The sequence below is a fragment of the Achromobacter aloeverae genome, assembly GCF_004121055.1.
Taxonomy (GTDB): Bacteria; Pseudomonadota; Gammaproteobacteria; order Burkholderiales; family Burkholderiaceae_B; genus Bordetella_C; species Bordetella_C aloeverae.
Genome location: NZ_PYAL01000005.1, coordinates 1 through 22042 on the forward strand (window position 1 = coordinate 1; position 22042 = coordinate 22042).

The 22042-nt window shown below is 67.3% G+C and carries 21 protein-coding genes; 11 read left to right on the top strand and 10 right to left on the bottom strand.

Annotated features, from left to right (window positions below):
- Positions 1 to 681: 681 nt before the first annotated feature.
- Positions 682 to 1017 (top strand): DUF4148 domain-containing protein, encoded by a 336-nt coding sequence (locus C7R54_RS16760; RefSeq protein WP_129151603.1) that lies wholly within the window; start codon positions 682 to 684, stop codon positions 1015 to 1017.
- Positions 1018 to 1202: 185 nt separating this feature from the next.
- On the opposite strand, the gene C7R54_RS16765 is transcribed toward C7R54_RS16760, so the two are convergent.
- Complete coding sequence (locus tag C7R54_RS16765; protein ID WP_129151604.1) at positions 1203 to 2153, bottom strand: LysR substrate-binding domain-containing protein; 951 nt, start codon at positions 2151 to 2153, stop codon at positions 1203 to 1205.
- A 141-nt stretch (positions 2154 to 2294) separates the two neighbouring features.
- Here C7R54_RS16765 and C7R54_RS16770 point away from each other — a divergent pair, with 141 nt between their 5' ends.
- From C7R54_RS16770 to C7R54_RS16785, 4 genes are all read left to right on the top strand, one after another.
- A complete protein-coding gene (locus tag C7R54_RS16770) occupies positions 2295 to 3203 on the top strand; it encodes an amino acid ABC transporter substrate-binding protein (protein ID WP_129151605.1) in 909 nt (302 codons plus the stop codon).
- 87 nt (positions 3204 to 3290) lie between these two features.
- On the top strand, positions 3291 to 4031 hold the full coding sequence (locus tag C7R54_RS16775; RefSeq protein ID WP_129151606.1) for an amino acid ABC transporter permease: 741 nt from the start codon (positions 3291 to 3293) through the stop codon (positions 4029 to 4031).
- 8 nt (positions 4032 to 4039) lie between these two features.
- Entirely contained in the window at positions 4040 to 4729 is a 690-nt protein-coding gene (locus tag C7R54_RS16780) for an amino acid ABC transporter permease (RefSeq protein WP_129151607.1), read from the top strand.
- Between the two features lie 26 nt (positions 4730 to 4755).
- A complete protein-coding gene (locus C7R54_RS16785; protein ID WP_129151608.1) occupies positions 4756 to 5835 on the top strand; it encodes a threonine aldolase family protein in 1080 nt (359 codons plus the stop codon).
- Positions 5836 to 5937: 102 nt separating this feature from the next.
- Here C7R54_RS16785 and C7R54_RS16790 read toward each other — a convergent pair whose 3' ends face one another.
- The 4 genes from C7R54_RS16790 to C7R54_RS16805 all read right to left on the bottom strand — a co-directional run bounded on the left by C7R54_RS16790 (position 5938) and on the right by C7R54_RS16805 (position 9094).
- A complete protein-coding gene (locus C7R54_RS16790; RefSeq protein ID WP_129151609.1) occupies positions 5938 to 6270 on the bottom strand; it encodes a DUF3325 domain-containing protein in 333 nt (110 codons plus the stop codon).
- Entirely contained in the window at positions 6267 to 7907 is a 1641-nt protein-coding gene (locus tag C7R54_RS16795; RefSeq protein WP_129151610.1) for a PepSY-associated TM helix domain-containing protein, read from the bottom strand. The genes C7R54_RS16790 and C7R54_RS16795 overlap by 4 nt, the downstream gene beginning before the upstream one ends.
- A complete protein-coding gene (locus C7R54_RS16800) occupies positions 7904 to 8212 on the bottom strand; it encodes a hypothetical protein (RefSeq protein WP_129151611.1) in 309 nt (102 codons plus the stop codon). Before C7R54_RS16800 ends, C7R54_RS16795 begins: the two co-directional genes overlap by 4 nt.
- Positions 8213 to 8368: 156 nt before the next feature.
- A complete protein-coding gene (locus C7R54_RS16805; RefSeq protein WP_129151612.1) occupies positions 8369 to 9094 on the bottom strand; it encodes a GntR family transcriptional regulator in 726 nt (241 codons plus the stop codon).
- 183 nt (positions 9095 to 9277) lie between these two features.
- Here C7R54_RS16805 and C7R54_RS16810 point away from each other — a divergent pair, with 183 nt between their 5' ends.
- The 5 genes from C7R54_RS16810 (at position 9278) to C7R54_RS16830 (ending at position 14560) form a co-directional block, all read left to right on the top strand.
- The gene (locus C7R54_RS16810) at positions 9278 to 10246 is read left to right on the top strand and encodes a tripartite tricarboxylate transporter substrate binding protein (RefSeq protein ID WP_129151613.1); all 969 of its coding nucleotides are present in this window, start codon (positions 9278 to 9280) and stop codon (positions 10244 to 10246) included.
- Between the two features lie 75 nt (positions 10247 to 10321).
- Positions 10322 to 11467, top strand: a complete 1146-nt coding sequence (locus tag C7R54_RS16815; RefSeq protein WP_240039570.1) for a mandelate racemase/muconate lactonizing enzyme family protein — start codon at positions 10322 to 10324, stop codon at positions 11465 to 11467.
- 15 nt (positions 11468 to 11482) lie between these two features.
- Entirely contained in the window at positions 11483 to 12379 is an 897-nt protein-coding gene (locus C7R54_RS16820; protein WP_129151614.1) for a fumarylacetoacetate hydrolase family protein, read from the top strand.
- Complete coding sequence (locus tag C7R54_RS16825) at positions 12376 to 13314, top strand: NAD(P)-dependent oxidoreductase (protein ID WP_129151615.1); 939 nt, start codon at positions 12376 to 12378, stop codon at positions 13312 to 13314. The genes C7R54_RS16820 and C7R54_RS16825 overlap by 4 nt, the downstream gene beginning before the upstream one ends.
- Before the next feature lie 103 nt (positions 13315 to 13417).
- Positions 13418 to 14560 (top strand): mandelate racemase/muconate lactonizing enzyme family protein, encoded by a 1143-nt coding sequence (locus C7R54_RS16830; RefSeq protein ID WP_129151616.1) that lies wholly within the window; start codon positions 13418 to 13420, stop codon positions 14558 to 14560.
- Between the two features lie 71 nt (positions 14561 to 14631).
- Here C7R54_RS16830 and C7R54_RS16835 read toward each other — a convergent pair whose 3' ends face one another.
- Complete coding sequence (locus C7R54_RS16835) at positions 14632 to 15924, bottom strand: MFS transporter (RefSeq protein WP_129151617.1); 1293 nt, start codon at positions 15922 to 15924, stop codon at positions 14632 to 14634.
- 79 nt (positions 15925 to 16003) lie between these two features.
- On the opposite strand from C7R54_RS16835, the gene C7R54_RS16840 reads away from it, so the two are divergent.
- Positions 16004 to 16696, top strand: coding sequence for an ArsR/SmtB family transcription factor (locus C7R54_RS16840; protein ID WP_129151618.1), 693 nt, complete (start codon positions 16004 to 16006; stop codon positions 16694 to 16696).
- Between the two features lie 109 nt (positions 16697 to 16805).
- Here C7R54_RS16840 and C7R54_RS16845 read toward each other — a convergent pair whose 3' ends face one another.
- The 4 genes from C7R54_RS16845 to C7R54_RS16860 form a co-directional block, all read right to left on the bottom strand.
- Positions 16806 to 17687, bottom strand: a complete 882-nt coding sequence (locus C7R54_RS16845) for a LysR family transcriptional regulator (RefSeq protein ID WP_129151619.1) — start codon at positions 17685 to 17687, stop codon at positions 16806 to 16808.
- A 7-nt stretch (positions 17688 to 17694) separates the two neighbouring features.
- Positions 17695 to 18780: an ABC transporter ATP-binding protein gene (locus tag C7R54_RS16850; protein ID WP_129151620.1), complete on the bottom strand. Its 1086-nt coding sequence runs from the start codon at positions 18778 to 18780 to the stop codon at positions 17695 to 17697.
- Positions 18777 to 20501, bottom strand: coding sequence for an ABC transporter permease (locus C7R54_RS16855; protein WP_129151621.1), 1725 nt, complete (start codon positions 20499 to 20501; stop codon positions 18777 to 18779). The genes C7R54_RS16850 and C7R54_RS16855 overlap by 4 nt, the downstream gene beginning before the upstream one ends.
- Before the next feature lie 139 nt (positions 20502 to 20640).
- Positions 20641 to 21966 (bottom strand): ABC transporter substrate-binding protein, encoded by a 1326-nt coding sequence (locus C7R54_RS16860; protein ID WP_129151622.1) that lies wholly within the window; start codon positions 21964 to 21966, stop codon positions 20641 to 20643.
- Positions 21967 to 22042 lie beyond the last annotated feature (76 nt).

Genomic DNA, 22042 nt, shown 5'->3' on the forward strand with positions numbered 1-22042 from the left:
AACGCCCCGTTCGCCGCGCAAGCCGACTCCGGCGTGTCGCGCGCCCAGGTTGCCGCTGACGCCGCGCAGACGCCCGGCGCCACCGCGTTCGGCGACCTGAACAACGTGCCGTTCCAAGGCTGATCGACCGCCAGCCGCGGACAGAACAGAAGTCCGGCCCGCCAGGCATGCTGGCCTGGCGGGTTCCCCGGCGAGAGGCGGGGTGCAGTTCTGGATGTCCTCTCGATGCGGTACCTGTAGTCGAAGCAGATTGCAGTTGAAGTACCTGCTGTAGAAGTACCTGCTGTAGAAGTACTTGTAGTGTGCAGTACCCGCAGTACCCATGGCCCCGCTCGCCCCCCTTGTGCGGGGCCATGGTCCATCCCATTCCCTGGAACGGCAGCGCGCCCGCGCGGCTGGCATTCCTTCGGTTCGCTCCCCTCCATAGACCGCAAGCACCGCAGCCCTGGCGACTGTCACGCACATGCGCGCCCCTTCGCGCGCCAAAGTCGATATAAATCGAAAGAATAAAAATTAATTACCCCTATTTTTGAACAAGAGTATTCGCTATCTAGGGTTTATCCCAGGTCTATTACGGCGGAGAATTCAACTCATGGGGAACGACAAAGAGACACCCCCGCGAGATCCGAATCCCGCCCGGATGCCTCCCCGTTCCAAATCAGACAGATCAGGAGTGACATCATGCGTATCCAGACTATTGCGACTTCCGCGGCCCTAGTACTCGCCCTGGTGGGCATTGCCCATGCGGGCACCCCGTTGGGCGATCCCGACAACACCCCCTTCCAAGGCGCCTATGGCCAATCGGACAACGCGTCCGCCAGCCGCGCGCAAGTGCAGGCCGAGCTGCAACAAGCCAAGGCCGAGGGCCTGGTCGCCCGCGGCGACTTGAACAACGTCCCGTTCGCCGCGCAAGCCGACTCCGGCGTGTCGCGCACCCAGGTGGCCGCTGACGTCGCGCAAACGCCCGGCGCCACTGCCTTCGGCGACCCCGACAACGTCCCGTTCCAAGGGGCCTGAGCAAGACTGAAGGCCGGATCAGGGCCATAGCGCCGATTACGTAGTCCGGCTGCCTGGACCCGCTGAATCCAGGTAGTTGCCCCGGCGGGAGGCGGGGCGGCAGTTCATGAAGTCCTCCCGGCGCAGTACCCTCGGCCCCGTCCCCTCGGGGCCGAGTCCATGAAGCCGTGTCCATGGACCCGGGCCTATAAGGCAGCGTCCCTCCGGCGCACGGCGCCATCGTCGAATGCCGCAAGCTCCTGCCGCATCACCTCGCGCGCCAGCTCCGCGAAGACGTTCACCAGCCGGGTACGGTTGTGATACGGCGGGTACAGCAGCCCGATGATCACCGGCACCGCCGGCGAAAACGGCCGCACCTCGATATCCCCCTCCAGCTTTTCTTCCCCAGCGGCCACGGGGTTGATCAGGCTCACGCCCAGGCCCGCCGCCACCAGCGCGCATATCGATGCGCCCAGCCCGGCCTCGGCCACGATGCGGCGCTCCACCTTGGCCGCCTGGAAGATGCCGTCGATGCGTTCGCGCAATGCGCTGCCCATGGGAAAGGAGATGAAAGGCTCGCCGACGAAATCGGCGGGCTTGAGCCGTTTCAGCCGTGCCAGGCGGTGACCGCGCGGAAGCACCGCCACGCAGCGCGTGGTGACCACCGGCTCCACCTGCACGCCCGGCGCGTCGCTGTAAAGCATCGCCAGCCCCGCCTCGCAGAATCCGGAACTGACCCAGTCATGGACGGTGCCCGCATTGCCCGACTGGATGGACACCATCACGTCCGGGTACTGGGTCTTGAAGCGTGCCACGATGCGCGCCAGCAGACCGCCGGCCAGGCGCGGCATGGCCGCCACGCTCAAGCGGCCGGCCGCGAAGGACCGGATGCTGGCGGCCGCCGACTCCAGGCCGGCCAGGCCTATGAAGGTTTTCTCCACTTCGTTGAAAAAACGCGAGCCATCCAGCGTAGGCGTCAGCCGGCTGCCATTGCGTTCGAACAGCGGGAATTGCGTCACCGCCTCCAGCTGCGCGATCAGCCGGCTGACCTGCGGCTGCGAAGTATGCAAGCGGCGGGCGGCCGCGGTCATCGACCCGGACACCATGATGGCCCGGAAGGCTTCGATCTGGCGCAGGCCCAGGCGAGGTGTTGTCATACCATTCCCGTATAGAGCAATACAAAAGTGGAATTGGGAAAAACATTACAGGTAGGACATACTTTTTGCCATCCGGACCATCACGAGTCCTGTATCACGATCCAGCGCCGCCAGGCGCCATGCATAGAACGGGGAAAACGCTTGAAAGCCATCACTACGCTTGCCGCCGCGCTGCTGTCCATCGCTACCGTCGCCGCCCACGCCGACGGCGCCAGCCGCCTGGACAAGATCCGCGAGACCGGCACCATCGTCATCGGCCATCCCGAATCCTCGGTGCCGTTCGCCTATCTGGATGCGTCGCAGAAACCGATCGGCTATACCGTCGAGATCTGCCAGGAGATCGCCAAGGCCGTGCAGGCCGAGCTCAAGCTTCCCAAGCTGGACGTGCGCTACAACCCGACCACATCGGCCACCCGCATTCCGCTGTTGAACAACGGCACGATCGACCTCGAATGCGGCAACACCACCAACCTGCCGGATCGCCACAAACTGGTGTCCTTCGCGCCGACCACGTTCGTCGCGCAAGTCGTCCTGATGGCGCGCAAGGATGCGGGCGTGGACCCCAATAACCCCGCCACGTTCCGCGGCAAGGCCATCGCCGCGCAGGCCGGTGGCCAGACGTTCCGGCTGATCTCGGAAATCAATGCCAAGAACAACTATGGCATCCAGGTCATCGGCGCGAAGGATACCGGCGAGACTTTCCTGATGGTGCAGTCCGGCCGCGCCGCCGGCTCCGCCAACGATGACGGCCTGGCCTACGGTTCGGTGGCCTCGTCGAAGAATCCCGACGACTTCGTGATCGGCACCAAGGGCCTGCAACTGGCGCCTTACGGCATCATGGAGCCCAAGGACGATCCGGCCTACAAGAAAGTGGTCGACGACGCCGTCATCGCGTTGATGAAGAGCGGCAAGGTCGCGGCCATCTACGAGAAGTACTTCAACTCGCCCATCCCGCCGCGCGGCATCAACCTCAAGTATCCGATGAGCGATGCGCTCAAGCGCGCGCTGGCGCATCCCACCGACTCGGGCGACGCGGCCGCCTACGAATAAGCGCCCGGCCAGCCCCGTGCCGTTCACGGCCGCAACCAAACGGCCCGCCGGCGCGCGGCCCGGTTTCCGCCTTCCCTGGACACGCGCATGAACTACGACTGGAGTTGGCGGGTCTTCCTGGATATGTCGCCCGACGGCGTGCACACCTTCCTGGAGACCCTGGCCATGGGCGCCGGCTGGACGCTGGCGCTATCGCTTTCCACCTGGGTGCTGGCCATGGCGCTGGGCTCGCTGCTGGCCGTCTTCCGCACCTGCACGTCGCGCCCGCTGCGCGCCGTGGGCGCCGTGTACGTGGAACTTTTCCGCAACTGTCCGCTGCTGGTGCAGATGTTCCTGTGGTACTTCGTCGTGCCCGAGATCGTGCCCCGGTCGCTGGGGCTGGCCATCAAGCAGATGCCGCAGCCCTGGGGGCAATTCGTGCCGGCCCTGCTGTGCCTCACGCTCTATGGCGCATCGCGCGTCTGCGAACAAATCCGCGCCGGCATACAGTCGCTGCCGCGCGGCCAGTTCCAGGCCGGCACCGCGCTGGGCCTGAGCCAGCCGCAGGTCTACCGCCACATCATCCTGCCGGAGGCCTATCGCATCGTGATCGCGCCGCTGACCTCGGAGTTCATGGGCACCATCAAGTACTCCTCGGTGGCGCTGACCATCGGCTTGCTGGAGCTGACCGGCCAGGCGCGCGCCATGCAGGAGTTCAGCTTCCACATCTTCGAGGCCTTCAGCGCCGCCACGCTGGTCTACCTGGTCATCAACGGCATCGTCGCGTTGAGCCTGCGCGGCCTGGAAAAACGCTATGCGGTGCCCGGCCTCATCGCCGGCAAGCACTGAGGACCGCCATGGGCAATTTCGACTTCGGCGTCATTCGCGACGCGCTGCCATACCTGTTCGGCACGGGCATGACCTTCACGCTGACGCTGACCGCGCTGGCGGGCCTCGCCGGGCTGGGGATAGGCACGCTGCTGGCGCTGATGCGGCTATCGCCGCTGAAGGCCTTGGCGGTGCCGGCGACGATCTACGTCAACACCATGCGCTCCATCCCCCTGCTGCTGGTGATCTTCTGGTTCTACTTCCTGGTCCCTTACCTGGGCGCCTGGATCCTGCGGGCGCCACGGCCGATCCACGTCGGGGCGTTCAATTCCGCGGTGATCACGTTCTCGATGTTCGAGGCCGCGTATTTTTGCGAAATCATGCGCGCCGGCATCCAGTCCGTCGCGCGCGGCCAGGTCCATGCCGGCATGGCGCTGGGCCTGACATCGCGCCAGACCATGTTCAGCATCGTGCTGCCGCAAGCCATACGCAACATGGTGCCGTCGCTACTGACGCGGGTCATCATCCTGTTCCAGGACACCTCGCTGGTGTACGTACTGGCGCTGACGGACTTCCTCGGCGCGGCCGCCAAGATCGGCCAGCGCGACGGCCGCCTGGTCGAGCTCTACGTCTTCGTCGCCGTCGTCTACATCCTCATCAGCTTCACGGCCTCGCAATCGGTCAAGCTGCTGGAGAAACGCCTCATTCCCGCGCGCTGACGCGCCCCGCTCCCCGGAATATCCGCATGGCAAGCCCGCTTCCCCACTCCGCCCAGACCGAACTCCCCGACCACTTCGTCGACCTGCGCAGCGATACCGTCACGCGCCCCACCGAGGCCATGCTGGAGGCCATGCGCGCCGCGCCCATCGGTGACGATGGACTGGACGGCGACCCTTCCGTGCGCCAGCTGGAAAGCACCGTCGCCGCGCGGCTGGGCAAGGACGCGGGCCTGTTCGTCCCCAGCTGCACCATGGCCAACCTGCTGGCGGTGCTGGCGCAGACCGCCAGCCGCGAGCAGGTCGTGCTGGAATCGAACGCCCACATGTACACATCGGAGCGCGGCGCGGCCACCTTCACCAATCTGTTCTACCTGGGCGTGCCGGGCGTGGACGGCGCGATGGACCTGGAACGCCTGGCCGAAGGCGTGCAGGGCGGCGGCCACAAGCTGAAGACGTCATTGGTGGCGATGGAGACCTCGCACAACAATGCCGCCGGCGCCGTGCCGCCGCTGGACTACATGCGCGCGGTCCACGAACTGGCGGCCGCGCGCGGCATCGCGGTGCATCTCGATGGCGCGCGCCTCTTCAATGCGGCGGTGGCGCTGGATGTCGCGCCGCAGGCCGTCGCGTGCCACGCGGATACCGTGTCACTATGCCTGTCCAAGGGCCTGAGCGCCCCGGTGGGCGCGGTGCTCGGCGGCCCGGCCGTGGTGATCGAGCGCGCCCGCACGCTGCGCCGCATGATAGGCGGCACGCAGCGCCAGGCCGGCCTGATGGCGGCGGCGGGCCTGTACGCGGTCGAGCACATGGGCGCGCGGCTGGCGCAGGATCACGCGCGGGCCCGCCGTTTGAGCGATGGGGTGAACGCCGCGCAAGGCGTCCTGCGCGCCACGGTGCCACAGACCAATATCGTGCAGCTGGACGTATCGCGCAGCGGGCGCGACAGCGCCACATGGGTACGCGATCTCGAAGCGGCCGGCCTGGCCGTGCGTCCGTGGGGCGCCGGGCGCCTGCGCTGCGTCACGCACCGGCACATCGAAGACAGCCATATCGAGCGCGCGCTGGCTTCGATACGCGCGGTGCTTGCGCGACACGGGCAGGCTTGATGCCTACGCGCCGAGCGTAGGCGGGGCCGCCCACCAGGGCGCGGCAAGTGCCGGCGCGCTCGGGCATGCCGCCCGACAGTTCGTAGGGATAGCGCTCGCCGCTCAGGCAGCCAGGCGCCAGACCAGCAGGCCCAGGGGCAGGGCGGCGCAGGCCGCCCGCCGGGCCAGCAGCGGACGATAGGTCAGCAGCAGGCCTAGCGGCAGCGCGGCCATGGTCAGGCCGCCGAACCACAAGACTGTGCCCACCGACGGCCCCCATGCATCGATCGCCGGCCACAGGGCCAGGGCCAGCACGGCATAGCCGAGGCCGCGCCAGGCGCGCCGCGCGCGCGCCGGCGGCTCGCGCCGCAGCAGGTCCTCGCAATGACGGTCCATCGATGCGGCGATGGCGCCGAAGCCGGCGAACGCCAGGAGTATGCATGCCCAGGCCATCATTGCTGCACGCCCATTTCACCGGGTTCGCCCGCCCGTGGCCGTCGCTCGGCAAGCGCCTTGCGCGGCGCACCGGCGAGGACGGCGGCATCGGCTCCCCCTCGCACCTTGCGGACCGCGAAGGCCAGCAATACCGCCACGGCCATCGCGCTCAACTCGAAGCCCGCGATGCTCCATTGTCCGCGCGCCAAGCTGCGCCACAAGGGCAGGCCACCCGTAAGCGCATTGAGCGCCGGCAGCAAGAACAGCAAGACGGCCGCGGCGCTCAATTGTTCCACCCAGGCCTGCCGGTGCGTGCGCAGCAAGGGATGCAGCGCGCACAGCAGCCATAGGCCGAAGAACCCGCGTATCTCCCACAGCGCCCGGTCGCGCAAGGCGGCGGGCAGCAGGTGATTGAGCCAGAAGTACCCGGCGATGGCGACCGCCAGGCCGCCGATGGCGCCCACGTTGAGCACTTCCACCAGGCGGTGGCTGAATGGCGTAACGCCTGTCTTGCGGCGTTCCGGCAGGCGCTTGACCACCCACAGCACCAATCCGGTGGCGACCATCAGCGTGCCGGCGATGCCCGACAGGAAGAAAATCCAGCGCAAGGCCGGGCCCGCGAAACGGCCGATGTGCACATTGATCATGGTGCGGTAGACGTTCGTGCTCCATGCCAGCGCCGGCTCGGACGGCGCGTCCATGGGCGTGCCGTCGGCGGCGTAATACAGCCGACGCGCGGGGTACTCCGTCATGCTGTCGCCCGTCGCGGGCCGCAACTCCACCGTGCTGTCCGCCTTGCCGGGATGCCTGATCATGAAGGAATCGATGCCGCGCCCGCCCCATTGCCTGCCTGCGTCGCGCAGGATGTCATCCAGCGCCAGCACGCCGGCCACCGGCGGCGGCGCATCGGCGGGGCGCTCCAGCCTGGGCTCCAGCAGGACGCGCCGCTCCTGGTAGAACTGCATGCGCTGCCCATCGTAGGCGCCGTCCAGGCCCCAGGGCAGCAGCATGAACATCAGCAGCAGCAGGCCGGTGAAAGTCAGGATGAAATGAAAGGGCAAGCCCAGGACGGCCAGCGCATTATGGGCGTCCAGCCAGGAGCGCTGGCCCTTGCGCGGACGGAAGGTGAAGAACTCGGTGAATATCTTCTTGTGCGTGATCACGCCGCTGATGATGGCCACCAGCATGAAGAAGGCGGCGATACCGGCCAGGATGCGCCCGCTGTAGACGGACATGCCGTAGAACTCGAAATGGAAGCGGTAGAAGAAATCCGCGCCCCGCGTTTCGGGTACCCGCAGGACCTCGCCCGTGCCGGCGTCCAGCATGGCGGTCTCGCGGCCGCGCCTGCCCTGGGGCGCGCCTTGCGCCCGCCAGCTGACTTCCACGGCCGGCTGGCGCACGGTGGGCAGGTTGACGGTCCACTGTTCCGCGTCCGGCGCCAGCTTGCGCAAGGCCGCCACCGCGCGGTCGGCGGTTTGCGCGTCGGCGAAGGAATGCTGCGCGGGCGGCTTCATCCAGGCCGTGATCTCGTCGCGCACGTAGCTCAGCGTGCCGGTCAGGAACATCGCGAAGAGCACCCAGCCCAGCAGCAGGCCGGCATAGGTGTGCAGCCAGGACATGGACTGGCGCAATCCCTCGGGCTTGCCGTCGGGCCTCATGCCGCCGCCCCCGCCAGCAGACGATCCAGGCCGTGGCACAACAAGGCGCCGCCCAGCACCCAGGCCCAGGCGCGGGCGGCGCTCGCGCAGGCGAATACCACCAGCACGGCGATGGCGTAGCCCAGGAAACCGATCATGGTCGCGGCGAGCGCGGCGTCGGCCCGCGTCACGACGCGCAACAGCAGGTGGGCGCTCAGCGTGGTGAGGGTATAGGCGAACAGGTAGCCGGCGGGGCCGGCGGCCAGGACGCGCGACAGCACGGCGCAGCGATAGGCAAGGGAAAGGCGGGCAGCGTTGGCGGACATGGGAATCGGTCGTTCGCGCGCGGGATGACCGGGCGGCGGCGCGTAAGGGCGTAAGGGCGTAAGGGCGTAAGGCGTAAGGACGCCTCGGCAAACTCCGATTCTAATACAAATGAGAGTTATTCGTATTATTTGACGGCGCAGCAGGCTGGGCCGGGCCTAGGATGCCTGCCTGCCGACCAGCAAGCCGTGCATATAGCGCCCCGCCTCTTCGATGTCGCAGCGAATGGCCCGGCAGGCGCCTTCCGCGTCGCCCCGCGCCAAGGCATCGACCGCGGACGCGTGGTAATCCATGCGCTTGAGCAGGGGCACGTATTCGGGCAGGACCAGGTTCAGGACAGGCCCGCAGCGCAGCCAGAGCATCTCTATGGCGTCCTCGATCAGGTCCAGGCCGCTCAGGGCGTAGATGTGGAAATGGAACTGGCGATGCGCGTCCAGGTAACCCTCGTTCGCGGGGGCGTCGATAAGCCGGCGCATGTCGTCCACCAGCCCGCGCAGCTTGTCGATATCGGCCGCCGTGACGTGCGCGGCCGCCTCGTAGGCGGCGCGCCCTTCGAGTTCGGCGCGCATGATCAGCAACTGCTGCAGTTGCCCGGCATCGATGTCCGGCACCACCGCCCCGCCGCCCTGGCCTCCGGTGCCGCGCTTGAGCACGCGCTCGGCGATCAGGTGATTTACCGCGTCGCGCACCGGCGTCAGGCTGATGCCCAGCTCCGCGGCCACTTCCCGCAAGACGATGCGGTGTCCGGGTTCATAGCGCCCGTTGAGCAGGGCTTGGCGCAGGGCGGCATAGGAGCGGTCCCACAAGGTTTCCCGGTCTATGGGCTGCAAGGCCGGCGCCTTGGAGCCGGCGCCGGGAGCGGACGCGGATTTCGCGTGGGGCATGCTGGATGTACCTGGTGACTGGGGGCAATGGAGGCCTATTTTCTCACTTCCTCCTGGCGCCGGATCGTGCAAAAAGACCATTGTTATTTGTTATAACGAATGTTAGCATGCGCCGGACTACCGAATCGCCCGCAGAGGCATAGCCCACGCCGCAACGACGGCGTACCTTCGGAGGAGACCACCATGCCATCCTTTACCCGCCTGCTTAGCAGGGGCCTGCTCGCCTGCGCGCTGCCCCTGGCCGCGCCGTCACACGCGGCTGGCTTTCCCGACCACCCAATACGCTTCATCGTGCCCTGGAACGCCGGCGGCTCGAACGACATCGCGGCACGGGAACTGCAACAACTGCTCAGCGCCGACAACATCACGCTCGTCGTGGAAAACCAGCCCGGCGCGACCGGCGCGATAGGCCTGGCCAAGGTGGCTACCTCGCCGGCCGACGGCTATGTGCTGGGCATGGGCACCAGTTCGACGCTGGCGCAGATCGCGCAGAACCTGACGCCGCTGCGCAACGAGCAGTTCACCCATATCGCCCGCGTTTCCACCGATCCCCTGATGCTGCTGGTGCCGGCCGAGGGTCCAGCCAGAAACCTGGCCGACTTCCTCGCCCTCATGAAGAAGAACCCCGGCAAGATATCCATCGGCACGCCCGGCACCAACAACCTCAATCACATCTTCGCGGAAATGACCGCGCGCAGCGCCGGCGTGGGCTATGTCAACGTTCCCTACACGGGGGGATCGCGCGTCATCACCGACCTGGCGGGCAAGCAGATCGACGGGGCGGTCCTCAAGCCTTCGGAGAGCAAGGCCCAGATCGACGCCGGGTTCGTGCGCCCCATCGGCATCTTCGCCAACGAGCGGCTGGCGCTGTATCCGGACGTGCCGACCTTCAAGGAGAAAGGCTACGACGTCTTTCCCTACGGGCCACTCGTGCAAATGGCCTATGTCGTGGCCCCCGCGGGCCTGCCCGCGCCGGAACGCGCGCGTCTTGTGGATGCCTTCCGCAAGGCCATACAGAGCCAGAAGTACAAGGACTTCGCCGCACGGAACGGTTTCCTGGTCGACGACCTGGCCGGCGATGCGCTGGACAAGGAAGTGCGGGACGTGCAGGCCACGCTCAACAGCGTGGCCACCAAGGTCTTCAAGCCCTGACCGACGCAGCGCTTGCCGCTACCGGCGCGCCGCCGCGCGTGCCTGCATCGATATCGACAACACGCAATCGAGGACATGATGAGCATCATCGAGAAAGTTACCTGCCACGTCGTCGCCGCCCCCGTGCAGCGTCCGTTCACGTCATCGCGCGGCTGGCTCTACAAGACCCGCGGATCCTGCATCGTCGAGATCGAGACCCGCGACGGCATCGTCGGGTGGGGCGAATGCTATGGGCCTTCCCAGGTCGCGCGCGCCTATATCGAATCGCAGTATGCGCCACGCATCATCGGCCGCGATGCGCACGACGTCGAAGTCATCTGGGATGACCTGTACAACCGTATCAAGGACTATGGCAGCAAGGGGATGGCGATCTCCGCGCTCAGCGGCATCGATATCGCGCTGTGGGACATCATCGGCAAGTCCTGCGGCAAGCCGGTGCACAAGCTGATCGGCGGGGCGTACCGGACCGAAGTGCAGTCGTACGCGACCGGCCTGTACTTCATCGACATGGATCGCCTGATCGAGGAGGCCGTGGAAGAAGCCACCGAGTACGTGCGGCAAGGTTTCACCGCCGTCAAGATGAAGATCGGGCTGGGCTCGCCCAAGCTGGACCTGCAGCGCGTGCGCGCGGTGCGCGAGGCCGTGGGAGACGATGTCCGCCTGATGGTGGACGCCAACCACTGCTTCACCGTACCGGCCGCGATCCGCCTGGGACGCGAGCTCGAGGCGCTGGACATCGAATGGTTCGAGGAACCGATCTCGCCGGAAGACCTGGACGGCTACGTCGAAGTCACGCGCGCCCTGGACATGGCGGTGGCCGGCGGCGAAAACGAGTTCACCCGTTGGGGTTTCCGGGACATCGTCGCGCGCAAGGCCATGGACATCGTCCAGCCCGACGTCTGCGCCGCCGGCGGCATCAGCGAATGCCGCAAGATCGCCACGCTGGCCATCAGCCATGGCGTGGAATGCGTACCCCATGCGTGGGGGTCGGCCATCGGCCTGGCCGCGACGCTGCACTTTCTTGCCGCGCTGCCCGACCAGCCGCCCAGCTTCCGGCCCATGCCGCCGCTGCTGGAATTCGAGCAATGCGAAAACCCCTTCCGCGACGAACTCACGGTGGCGCCCATCGAGCAGCGGCGCGGCATCGTGCAGATACCCACGGCGCCCGGCCTGGGCATCGAGATCAAGCGCGCGGTGCTCGATCGCTATCGGGTCGCCTGATACAGGGAGGCGCCGATGCGTTTCATCTCGCTCCATCGCGCCGACGGACGTATCGTCCCCGGCATCATCCTGCGCCGCGACGGCGTCGACATGGCGGTGGATGTCACCCATCCAGCCAATCCGCCGTGGTACGCGGCCTTGCCGGCCGATCTGCTGGCCTGGGTCGAGGCGGGCCTGGACACGCTGTCCGCACGCCTTGCGTCGGGCCGCTACGCCGACGCCGCCTGCGTGCCCTTGTCGCAAGCCAGCCTGGCCGCGCCCCTCCCGCGTCCGGGCAAGGTCGTGGGCGCCGCGTTCAACTTCCACGACGCGTTGCGTGAGCGCGGCATGCCACCGCCCGCGAGTCCCGTGATATTCATCAAGTCCGGACGCACGGTGATCGGTCCCGGCCAAGCCGTGCGCCTGGCCACGGATGTCGGCAACGTGACCTACGAAGCCGAACTGGGCGTGGTCATCGGCCGCACGGCGCTGCGCATCGATGCGGCGGACGCGATGGACCACGTCGCGGGCTACCTCATCGTCAACGACGTCAGCGCCAGTGACATGGTCCGCGCCGACAAGGCGTTCGTGCGCGGCAAGAGCCAGCCCACCTTCTGTCCTTGCGGTCCGTGGATCGCCACGCCCGACGAAATCGCCGATGCCGGCGCGCTGGGCGTGCGCTTGCGGCTGGACGGCATCGCGCGGCAACAAGGCAACACGGCGGACCTGGTGTTCGGCATCGCGGAACTGATCGCCCATGCTTCGACGCAGATGCCACTGGATCCCGGCGACATCATCGCCACGGGTACACCGGCCGGCGTCGCCATCGCCCACGACCCGCCCGCCTGGCTGCGCGCGGGGTCGGCCATGATCGCGGAGGTCGACGGCCTGGGCGCCCTACACAACCCCATCGTCGCGGAAGGCCGGACATGAACGAACTGCCCGTGGTGCTCCTGACCAGCGCCATCCATCCTGACGAACATGCGCGGCTGGCACGTCATGCGAACATCGTCCTGCCGGCGGATCCGCGGCCGGATACGCTGCGGCACGCGATTGCGCCGGCACACGGCGTCATCGTGCGCAACCCGCTGCCCGCGGACATTTTCGAACACGCGCCACGCCTCAAGGCCGTGGTGCGGCATGGCGTGGGACTGGACATGATCCCGATGGAGGCGGCCCGCCGATTCCCGGTCGTGGTCGCCAATGTACCCGGCGCCAATACCGCCACCGTGGTCGAGTATTGCCTGGGCGCGATGCTGCATCTACGCCGCCCGCTCGCCCGCCTCGACGGAATGCTGCGCGAGCAAGGCTGGGGGCCCGCGCGGGCCTATGGCGAAAGCAGCGGTGAATTGCATGGCGCCACCTGCGGCATCGTCGGCGTGGGCGCCATAGGCCGCCGGCTGGCAACCGTGGCCGGCGCGCTGGGCATGCACACCCTGGGCTTGACCCGCAGGCCCGAGACCCTGCCACCCGGGGTGCGAGCCGTCGACCGGGAAACGTTGATGCGGGAATCGGACGTCATCGTGCTGTGCTGCCCGCTCACCGAGGCCACGCGCGGCCTGGTGGACGAAGCCGCGTTGTCCGTCGTTCGTCCCGGCGCCATCCTGATCAATGTCGCGCGCGGCCCCGTCGTCGATACGCCCGCGCTGCTCCGGGCGCTGACGGACGGGCGCCTGGCCGGGGCTGCGCTGGACGTCCACGATGTGCAGCCGCTGCCGGCCGACGCACCCATCCTGCGCGGGCCGAACGTCTTGCTGACCCCGCACGTCGCCGGATCGACCGGGGCCAGCATGCGACGCATGAGCGAAGGCGCCGTGGATGAGATGCTGCGCATCCTCGCCGGCCAGGAACCGGTCAACCGCGTTTGAAGCCATATCTTCGGCCATATGTGTGACGCCCTATGTGTGACGCCGTATTGCGTGACGCCGTATTCATGAAGCTGTCGTATGAAGCCCCACTGAAGGATCCGACATGAAAATCACCGATATCGAAGCCGTGCCCATCTCCTTTCCCGTGCCGCCGGAGAAATCTGTGCGCCTGGGCATAGGCCGCAGCGTCAAGCGCGATGCCGTACTGGTACGGGTCCGCACCGACGAAGGCGTGACCGGATGGGGCGAGTCCCATCATGGACGCTGTCCGGGCGCCATCGCGCGCCTGCTGGACACCACGATCCGTGAACTGGTGCTCGGCATGGACGCGCTGGACGTCAACGGCGTCACTGCCCGCATCTTGAAAATGCAGTTCGCCAGCCATGGAATGGGCGCGGCGGCGGCGCTGGCGCTCAGCGGACTCGACCTGGCGTTGTGGGATATCCGTTCGCGCGCCAGCGGATGGCCCTTGTTCCGCCTGCTCGGCGGCGCGGCGCGTCCGGTAAAGGCCTATGCGGGCGGCATATCGCTGGGCTGGCAGGACCCGGCGCGGCTTGCCGATGAGGCGCTGGGCCTGGTCGAACAGGGCTATCGCGCGCTCAAGCTGCGCGTGGGCGATACACCGGCGCGCGACATCGCCCGGGTCCGCGCCGTCCGCGCGGCGGTCGGCGAGGATATCGACATCCTGGTGGACGCCAACACCAGCTACAGCATCGACGATGTCCGCCGCGTCATGCCAGCCTACGAAGAACAGAACGTCGGCTGGCTGGAGGAGCCCTTTCCCGCGCACGACGCGCAGGCTTATGCGCGCGCGGCGCGGCTGGGCCGCGTGCCCTTGGCGGCGGGAGAGAACCACTACACGCGTTACGAGTTCGCGCCCTTGGTGGCGTCGGGCGACGTGGGTTTCATACAGCCCGACCTGTCGAAGTGCGGCGGCATCACCGAGGGCATGCGCATCGCGGCCCTCGGCGCCGCAGCCAAGCTGAGCGTCAACCCGCACACCTCGGCCACCGCGATCAACATGGCCACCACCATCCACTATCTGTCCGCGCTCGACAACCCCGGCTACTTCGAGGCCGATGTCACCGCGCTGAATCCCTTCCGCGACGAGATGATGGACAAGCCACCGTATGTCCTGGACAAGAACGGCATGGTGGCCCCCTACGAAGGCACGGGCCTCGGCTTGGAGATAGACGAGAAATTCCTCGCCGCGCATCCTTTGATAGAGGGACCCTGCTACGTTTGAATCCGGGCATGCCAGGCGTACCCGCGCGCAGCCCTCAGCGCCCGCGTCGGGCCCCGGGGGACTGGCCCTGGTCACGCCACGCGCGACAAATTTCGCGAATACGCCAGCAAGGCGGCGATGGCGGCGACCTGGACGGCCGCGGCGACGGGGAACAGCCAGGTCGCGCCGCCGATATCGCGCAGCAGGCCGAACAGCGCCGGCGCGAAGGCATAGGTGCCCTGGGACACGGCCACGATCAACGGGATGACGCGCTGCGCATCGTCCCGCGTGAACTCGGTCTGGGCGATCAGGGGCGGCAGCGACGTGGCATTGCCGATGCCGGAGCCGAACAACAGCAGGCCGAGCCAACGCAGCGCGCCCGGGAGCGCGCCATCCTGGGGGGGCAGCCACACGCTCATCAACAGGCCGAGCACGCCCGCGACCTGCAAGCCGTAGGCGATGGCGGCGACACGACGGCGATCCGTGCCCGGCGGCATCAGCCTGCCTACCACCATGCGGCCGAGGATCGCGCATGCCGTGCACAGGCCCATGGCGACGCCGGCGGCTTTTTCCCCCATCACGGGCACCAGCAGCGAGAACAGGTGCGCGATCAGCCCGATCTGCGCGAACAGGCCCAGGGCCATGCCGGCGCACAGGGTCAGGAAGCGGCGGTCCCGCCACGCCTTGCCCAAGGGCGCGGGCGGCGCCGATGCCGTGGCAGCGGCAGGGGCAGGCGGCTGCACTATCGCGTCCTTGCCCGCGGTGGCGTCGCCACCGTCCGGACGTTGGCCCTTGGACGCCGGCGTGTGCCGGAACACGGCGCCGGCCAGCCAGGCCATTACGCACACCATCACCAGGCCCACCACCATCGCGGCGCCATCGAGACCCATGCGGCCGATCAGCAGCACCCATAAAGGCGAGAACACCACACCGCCCAGGCTGGCGCCGTTGTACGCCATGCCCAGCGCCGATGGGCGCCGCGCCACGTACCAGGGCGCGATCAGCGCATTCACGGCGGCGGCCCCCATGGTCACCCATCCGGCGCCGCTGAAGGTCGCTGCCAGGAACAGCTGCGCCGGTGTCGCCGCGATGCCCCACCCATACACGCCCACGGCCAGCACGGCGGCGCCCAGCACCGTGATGCGCGGCACGCCGGCCCGGCGGTACAACCGAGGCAGGTTGGCCACCACGAAGGCGCCCAGCACGAAGTGCCACGTTACCGCCGCGGACGCCCACGTCACGTCGGCGGCGCCGCGCTGCACGACCGACTGCAAATAGACGGGGGGCCCGTAGAACCCCACGCCCCAGCCGAAGACCGCCAGCAAGAAGGTGCCCGCGATGACCCGGGATCCAAAGAATGCGCGCGCGGGCGCCACTATGCTCATCGACATTTTCTGCTTGTAGTGAAGGACAGGCGGCCAGTATGCTGCATTGTCGTATCCACACTTCGACCTGGATCGAATCATGCCCGACATTCCCCCCACCGTCGACGATCCGGTCGACGGCCAGCTCGCAGCCGTCGCCGCGGCCATCGGCGATCCCGCCCGCGCCCGCATGCTGTGCAGCCTGCTGGACGGCTGCGCGCGCACGGCCACAGAGCTTGCGGCCGTCGCCGACATCGGCGCGTCCACCGCCAGCAGCCATTTCTCGCGACTGCGCGAGCAAGGGCTGGTGGAACAGGCCACGCAAGGCAAGCACCGCTACTACCGCCTGGCCAATCCCGATGTCGCCGCCGCGCTGGAGGCCTTGCTAGTGGTGGCGGGCGTACGCGCCACGCCTTTCAAACCGCACACGCCGCCCGAGCTATGCGAGGCGCGCACCTGCTACAAGCACATGGCGGGCGCGGTCGCCGTCCGCCTGCACGATGCGTTTCTGGCGCGCGGATACCTGCACGCAGGCACGGGGCAGTATGCCCTGACCGCGGCGGGCGAGGACTATCTGCGCGACCTGGGCATGGACGTGGCCACGGTTCACACCACGCGCCGCAGCTTCGCCCACCCCTGCCTGGACTGGAGCGCGCGCCGCCCGCATATCGGCGGGGCCTTGGGCGATGCGCTGCTGGCGCATTTCCTGAAGCGCAAATGGGTCGAGCGGCAGGGCCACACGCGGGCGCTGCGCCTGACCCGCAGCGGCGAAAAAGCCTTGCGCTTCGAATGAAGCATTAAATGAAGCATTAAATGAGGCATTAAACCTAGCCCTGAACGATGCTTCGAATAAGGCGTGAAGCGCGAGCCCCACCTGCGCGCGCATCGACCCGCCGCCCGCATCAAGCCAGCCAGAGCGCCCGCATCATCGACTCCAGCGCCACCACCAGCGGCTCGCCGACACGATCCGCCGAAGCGATGAAGCCCAGCACGGCATCGGCATGCACGCTGCCCCACACCGTGCAGTCGCCTGCCGCCGCGCCTTGCAGCGCGATCTCCTCGCGCAGGAGCGCGCAGCCGGCGCCGGCCCTCACCAGTGCCATCAGGTTGGCCTGGTCATCGTTCTGCATCACCACGCGCGGACTCAGGCCATGCCGCTCGAACAGATCGCGCAGCAGCAGATGCGCATGGCTGCCGGCCGGACCATCCAGCCATGGCAATTGCGCCAGTTCCCGCCAGCCGCCCTTGCGCATGCTGTCCGCCAGCGCGCGCGGCAAGGCCACTCGATAACGCACGCTGCGCAGGGGCATCCACTGGACCCCCCGCGGCGGCGCGGCGGCCACCGTCAGCGCCGCCGCCAGGCGCCCGCTGGCCACCTGTTCGGCCAGCGACTCGGTGGGCATCACGTGGGTCTTCAATTCGACCAGGGGCAGTTGCCGCGTCACGGTCGCCGCCAGTTCGCCCAGCCGCAGGAAATCCGGCTGCTCGCTGGGCACGCCCAGTTCCAGCACGCCATGCAATTCTCCTTGCAAGGCCTGCGCCGCCGACTTCAGCTGGTTGCCCAGGGCGACCAGCTGCTCGGCGGTCTCCAGCAGCGCTTCCCCCGCCTTGGCCAGGACCAGGCGGCCGCCGCTGCGATCGAACAGCGCCACCCCCAGGCTTTGCTCCAGCGCCTTGATCTGCGCGGTGACGGCCGGCTGCGTCAGGGACAAGGCATCCGCCGCGCGGGTCACGTTGCCCAGGCGAGCCACCTTGATGAAGGCGCGGATCTGGTAGATCTCCATGCCGCCGTCAGGCCGCCAGCAAGCGCACCTGGCTGGGCTCCAGGCCCAGCGCGACCGGCGCGCCGATGGGGAAAATGGACAGGCCCGCCAGGTGCGACTGGTCGGCCGTGATGCATTGGTCGCCGATCATGACTTGGTACCGAGTGAACTCGCCCTGGAATTCGCTGGCATGCACCACGCCGGGCAACCACACATAGCGGGCGTCGGGCGCGCCGCCGGCCAGGTCGATGCGTACCGTGTGCGGCCTGAAGCTCGCCGCCATCCGCGGCCCGTCCGGCAAGTCGCCGTTGGTGGGCAGGTGCAGGTCTCCCACGCCGTCCACCGACAACACCACGCCCTGGCTGGCGCGTTCCTTCACGGCGCCTTCCAGCACATTCATCGTGCCGACGAAATTCGCCACGAAGCGATTCACCGGAAAGTCGAACAGATTATTGGGCGAGCCGATCTGCTGCACCACGCCGTGGTCCAGCACCGCCATGCGGTCGGCCGTGGTCATGGCCTCCTCCTGGTCGTGGGTCACGAAGATGGTGGTAATGCCCAGGCGTCGCTGCAAGGCCAGCAGCTCGCGTCGCATCTGCACGCGCAGCTTCTTGTCCAGGTTCGACAAGGGTTCGTCCAGCAACAGCACCTGCGGCTCGATGACGATGGTGCGCGCCAGCGCGACACGCTGCTGCTGGCCGCCCGACAATTCATTGGGGCGGCGCTTGGCATACTGCGACAGGCCCACCAGCGCCAGCGCGGCCTCGGTGCGCTCCCGCAATTCCGCGCGCGGCACCTTGCGCTCGACCAGGCCGAACGCCACGTTGTCGAACACCGTCATGTGCGGCCACAGGGCGTAGCTCTGGAACACCATGCCGATATTGCGTTTCCAGGGGGGGATGCCCGTCACGTCCTTGCCGTCGACCAGCAGCTGGCCGCTGGAATGCTGGTTGAAACCCGCGATCAGGCGCAGCAGGGTGGACTTGCCCGACCCCGACGGTCCCAGCAGGGCGAAGAATTCGCCGGGCTCGATGGAGATATTCAGGTTCTTAAGCACCTGTGTCTTGCCATAGGACAAGGATATGTCCCGGCACTCGACGCCGACTTTCTTCATAGGGCCTCCAACTCCTCGTTATTGTTCGTCCGCGCCGGCCGCTGCCGCGCGGTGGAGCGCTGCACCAGCACATGGCTTGCATAGGTGCCGATGGCGACCGCCACCACCGCCAGCACGCCCAGCGCGGCGCCCGGGCCGCGTCCCGAGGCGCTTTGCATATACAGGTAGATGCCGTAGCTCATGGGCGCCTGGCTCTCGCGCGTCACCAGCATGATGGTGGCCGACAACTCCACCGCCGCCGTGACGAAGCTGGTCACGAACCCGGCAAGCATACCGCCGGCCATCAAGGGCACCACCACACGCCGGATGGTACGCCAACGATTGGCGCCCATGGACTGCGCGGCTTCCTCCAGCGACACATTGATCTGCTGCAGCGACGCCACACAGGACCGCAGGGCATAGGGCAGCCGCCGCACCGAGTACGCGATCATGATCAGCACCCAGGACCCGGTCAGCAGGGTGCCCGTGAAGGGAATCTCGACCCCACGGAAGGTGCGCAACAGGCCGATGGCCAGCACGATGCCCGGGATGGCCAGGGCCGCCGACGCCAGCCAGTCCAGCCACTGGCGGGCGGGCAGGCGCGTGCGCAGCAGCAGATAGGCGATGGCGGTTCCCAGCGCCACGTCCAGCCCGGCCGCCAGGCCGCAATAGAGCAGGGTGTTGGCGATCATGCCGCTCGAATCCTGGAACACCGACGCGTAGTGAGCCATCGTATAGCCGTCCGGCAGTGGCGCATAGCTCCACACGCTGGCGAAGGACAGCAGCAGCACGCCGATGTGCGGCGACAGCACCAGCAGCAGGACCAGGATGATCCAGCCATAGGCCAGCACGCTCTCGGCGGGACGCAGGCGCCGCTTCTGGATCGCGCCGCCGCCCTTTTGCAGCGTCGAATAGTCCTTGCCGCCGAGCAGGCGCGTGGACAGCCACAATGAAACGATGGAGAAGGCGATGATGATGACGCCGATCACATAGCCCAGCGGGTCCTCCAGGCCGACCTGGGTGATGCGCAAGTAGGCTTGCGGGGCCAGCATGTTGGTCGCGCCCAGCACCAGCGGCGTGCCCAGGTCATCGAAGACCTTGATGAAGACCAGCGACGCGCCCGCCACGAAGCCCGGCAGGGCCAGCGGGAAAATGATGCGGCGGAACAGGCGGAAGCCGCGCGAACCGAGGTTGAAGGCCGCCTCCTCCATCGAGCCGTCGATATTGCGCAGCGCCACCACCAGGTTCATCAGGATGAAAGGGAAGTAGTGCAGCGCCTCGACGAAAATGACGCTGTTCAAGCCCTCCATCAAGGGAATATTGATATCGAACCAGTCGCCCAGCAGCAGGTTGACGCTGCCCGAACGGCCGAATATCAGCTGCATGGCCACCGCGCCGACAAAGGGCGGCATGATGAGCGGCAGCACGCCCAGCGTCTGGATGATCAGCGCGCCGCGAAACTCGAAGCGCACGGTGAAGTACGCGAGCGGCACCGCGATCAGCGAGGCCAGCAGGGTCGACCAGCCCGCCACGTAGAGGCTGTTGAAGAAGGCCTCCTGCATCAGCGGCTGGTGGAAGAAGGACTGGAAATGTCCAAGGGTGAAGCTGCCGTCGGCGTTGACGAAGGCCGTATGGAACACCATCGCGACCGGCACCAACAGGAACAGCAGCAGGAAGGCCAGCACCAGCAGCGCCACGGCCGCGGGTCCCTTGCTCAAGCCGAAGGGAGAAGAATTTCGCATGCGACGTCCGGAATGCCGTGTCGGTTCGACACCTGGTCACGGCGGGGTAGCGTACCGCCCGCTAGCGCGGGCGGTACGCACGGATGGAATACACGTCAGGGGCTACACGCCGGGGGATGTGCCCCCGGCCGTGGCGCCGCTACAGCGCAGCCGCCTGGCCCGCCAGCTTGACGGCTTCCTCGTAGTTGGCGCGGGCCTTGCCGTTCCACTCGCCTTCCAGCTGGGTGATCTTCTGGCTGACGGACGCATCGCGCTTGTCGCCCGAGAACAGTTGCTGGAAGGCCGGATCGGCCGCCTGCTTTTCGTCGACCAGCGGGTTCCAGGCCAGCTTGCGGGCCTGCGCCAGCAGCTCCGCCGCCTTGCCGGATCCGGCCTTGTCGCCAAGCTTGCGTTCGGCGTCATAGATGGCCTTGGTGGCCTGCTGCAGCTCCTTCAGGCGGAAGGTGATCGTCTGGTCGTAGAGCGACTGCACGACGTAGTAGCGCGACTGCGACAGGTTGACGTTGAAGTGCACCTTGCTGCGCTTGGCAATCTCGGCGGGATCGGGATAACCGGGCGGGATCTTGCCCTTGAGTTCGCTGTAGGGCAGCACGGGCAGGCGCGAGATCTTCGGGTCCAGCAGCACCTCCTGGCCCGGCAGGCCCAGCGTGTAGCGGATGAACTGCTTGGCCTCGTCGGTATTCTTCGCGCCTTCGATCAGCGCGATATTGGCCGGCACGATGGCGGTTTCCGTGGGGTAGACGAACTCCACCGGGAACTTGGAGAACTTGCTGGACAGGCCGAAGAAATCGATGACCGGTCCGGCGCCGAACTGGCCGTTGTTCACGCCATCGGGCACGCCGAAAGAGCGTTCGGTCACCGCGCTGCTGTTGCCGGACATGCGCAGCAGGGTGCGCCAGCCGTCGTTCCAGCCTTCGCCCTGGAGTATGGTCTCGGCGGTCAGATGCATGGTGCCCGACCGGGAGGGAGACGTGATGCCCACGTGGCCGAACCAGGCCGGCGCCAGCAGGTCTTTCCACTCGACCGGCGCGGTCAGCTTGTGCGCCTTCAGGTAGCGCGTGTTGTACATGATGCCGTAGCCGGCCAGGGCCTGGCCGAAATAGAGCCCGGCGGCATCGTTGATGGGGAAACTGCCGATCTTGTCCGGCACCTTGGGGTTGGCCAGGTCGCTGGCCTTGGCCAGCAGCTTGGCCTGTCCCAGCAATTCGAAGGCGTCCGGCGCACTGGCCCAGAACACGTCGGGCCGCTGGCCAGCGGGCGTTTCGCGCACATAGGCGATGCCGGCCACCGTATTCTTGTTCAGGAATTCCAGCGTGATGCCGGGATGGCTTTTCTCGAAAGCCACCTTGTAGGCCTGGGTCAGGTCCTTGGGAAAGGACGTGATCACCGTCACGGTACCGGCCTGCGCGGCCGCGCCCGCGCCGGTCAGGGCCAGGGCAAGGGCAAGGCGTCGGATACTCGGCATGGTTGTCTCCCTATTGTCATTTATCGTGCGGCAACCTTAATGGGCAGCCCGGCCCAGCGTCCAATCAGAAATTTTG

Coding starts and splice junctions, on each gene's coding strand:
- C7R54_RS16760 (WP_129151603.1), top strand. CDS start 682: ATGCGTATCCAGACTATTGCGACTTCCGCGGCCCTAGTACTCGCCCTG.
- C7R54_RS16765 (WP_129151604.1), bottom strand. CDS start 2,153: ATGACAACACCTCGCCTGGGCCTGCGCCAGATCGAAGCCTTCCGGGCC.
- C7R54_RS16775 (WP_129151606.1), top strand. CDS start 3,291: ATGAACTACGACTGGAGTTGGCGGGTCTTCCTGGATATGTCGCCCGAC.
- C7R54_RS16780 (WP_129151607.1), top strand. CDS start 4,040: ATGGGCAATTTCGACTTCGGCGTCATTCGCGACGCGCTGCCATACCTG.
- C7R54_RS16785 (WP_129151608.1), top strand. CDS start 4,756: ATGGCAAGCCCGCTTCCCCACTCCGCCCAGACCGAACTCCCCGACCAC.
- C7R54_RS16790 (WP_129151609.1), bottom strand. CDS start 6,270: ATGATGGCCTGGGCATGCATACTCCTGGCGTTCGCCGGCTTCGGCGCC.
- C7R54_RS16795 (WP_129151610.1), bottom strand. CDS start 7,907: ATGAGGCCCGACGGCAAGCCCGAGGGATTGCGCCAGTCCATGTCCTGG.
- C7R54_RS16800 (WP_129151611.1), bottom strand. CDS start 8,212: ATGTCCGCCAACGCTGCCCGCCTTTCCCTTGCCTATCGCTGCGCCGTG.
- C7R54_RS16805 (WP_129151612.1), bottom strand. CDS start 9,094: ATGCCCCACGCGAAATCCGCGTCCGCTCCCGGCGCCGGCTCCAAGGCG.
- C7R54_RS16810 (WP_129151613.1), top strand. CDS start 9,278: ATGCCATCCTTTACCCGCCTGCTTAGCAGGGGCCTGCTCGCCTGCGCG.
- C7R54_RS16815 (WP_240039570.1), top strand. CDS start 10,322: ATGATGAGCATCATCGAGAAAGTTACCTGCCACGTCGTCGCCGCCCCC.
- C7R54_RS16820 (WP_129151614.1), top strand. CDS start 11,483: ATGCGTTTCATCTCGCTCCATCGCGCCGACGGACGTATCGTCCCCGGC.
- C7R54_RS16825 (WP_129151615.1), top strand. CDS start 12,376: ATGAACGAACTGCCCGTGGTGCTCCTGACCAGCGCCATCCATCCTGAC.
- C7R54_RS16830 (WP_129151616.1), top strand. CDS start 13,418: ATGAAAATCACCGATATCGAAGCCGTGCCCATCTCCTTTCCCGTGCCG.
- C7R54_RS16835 (WP_129151617.1), bottom strand. CDS start 15,924: ATGAGCATAGTGGCGCCCGCGCGCGCATTCTTTGGATCCCGGGTCATC.
- C7R54_RS16840 (WP_129151618.1), top strand. CDS start 16,004: ATGCCCGACATTCCCCCCACCGTCGACGATCCGGTCGACGGCCAGCTC.
- C7R54_RS16845 (WP_129151619.1), bottom strand. CDS start 17,687: ATGGAGATCTACCAGATCCGCGCCTTCATCAAGGTGGCTCGCCTGGGC.
- C7R54_RS16850 (WP_129151620.1), bottom strand. CDS start 18,780: ATGAAGAAAGTCGGCGTCGAGTGCCGGGACATATCCTTGTCCTATGGC.
- C7R54_RS16855 (WP_129151621.1), bottom strand. CDS start 20,501: ATGCGAAATTCTTCTCCCTTCGGCTTGAGCAAGGGACCCGCGGCCGTG.
- C7R54_RS16860 (WP_129151622.1), bottom strand. CDS start 21,966: ATGCCGAGTATCCGACGCCTTGCCCTTGCCCTGGCCCTGACCGGCGCG.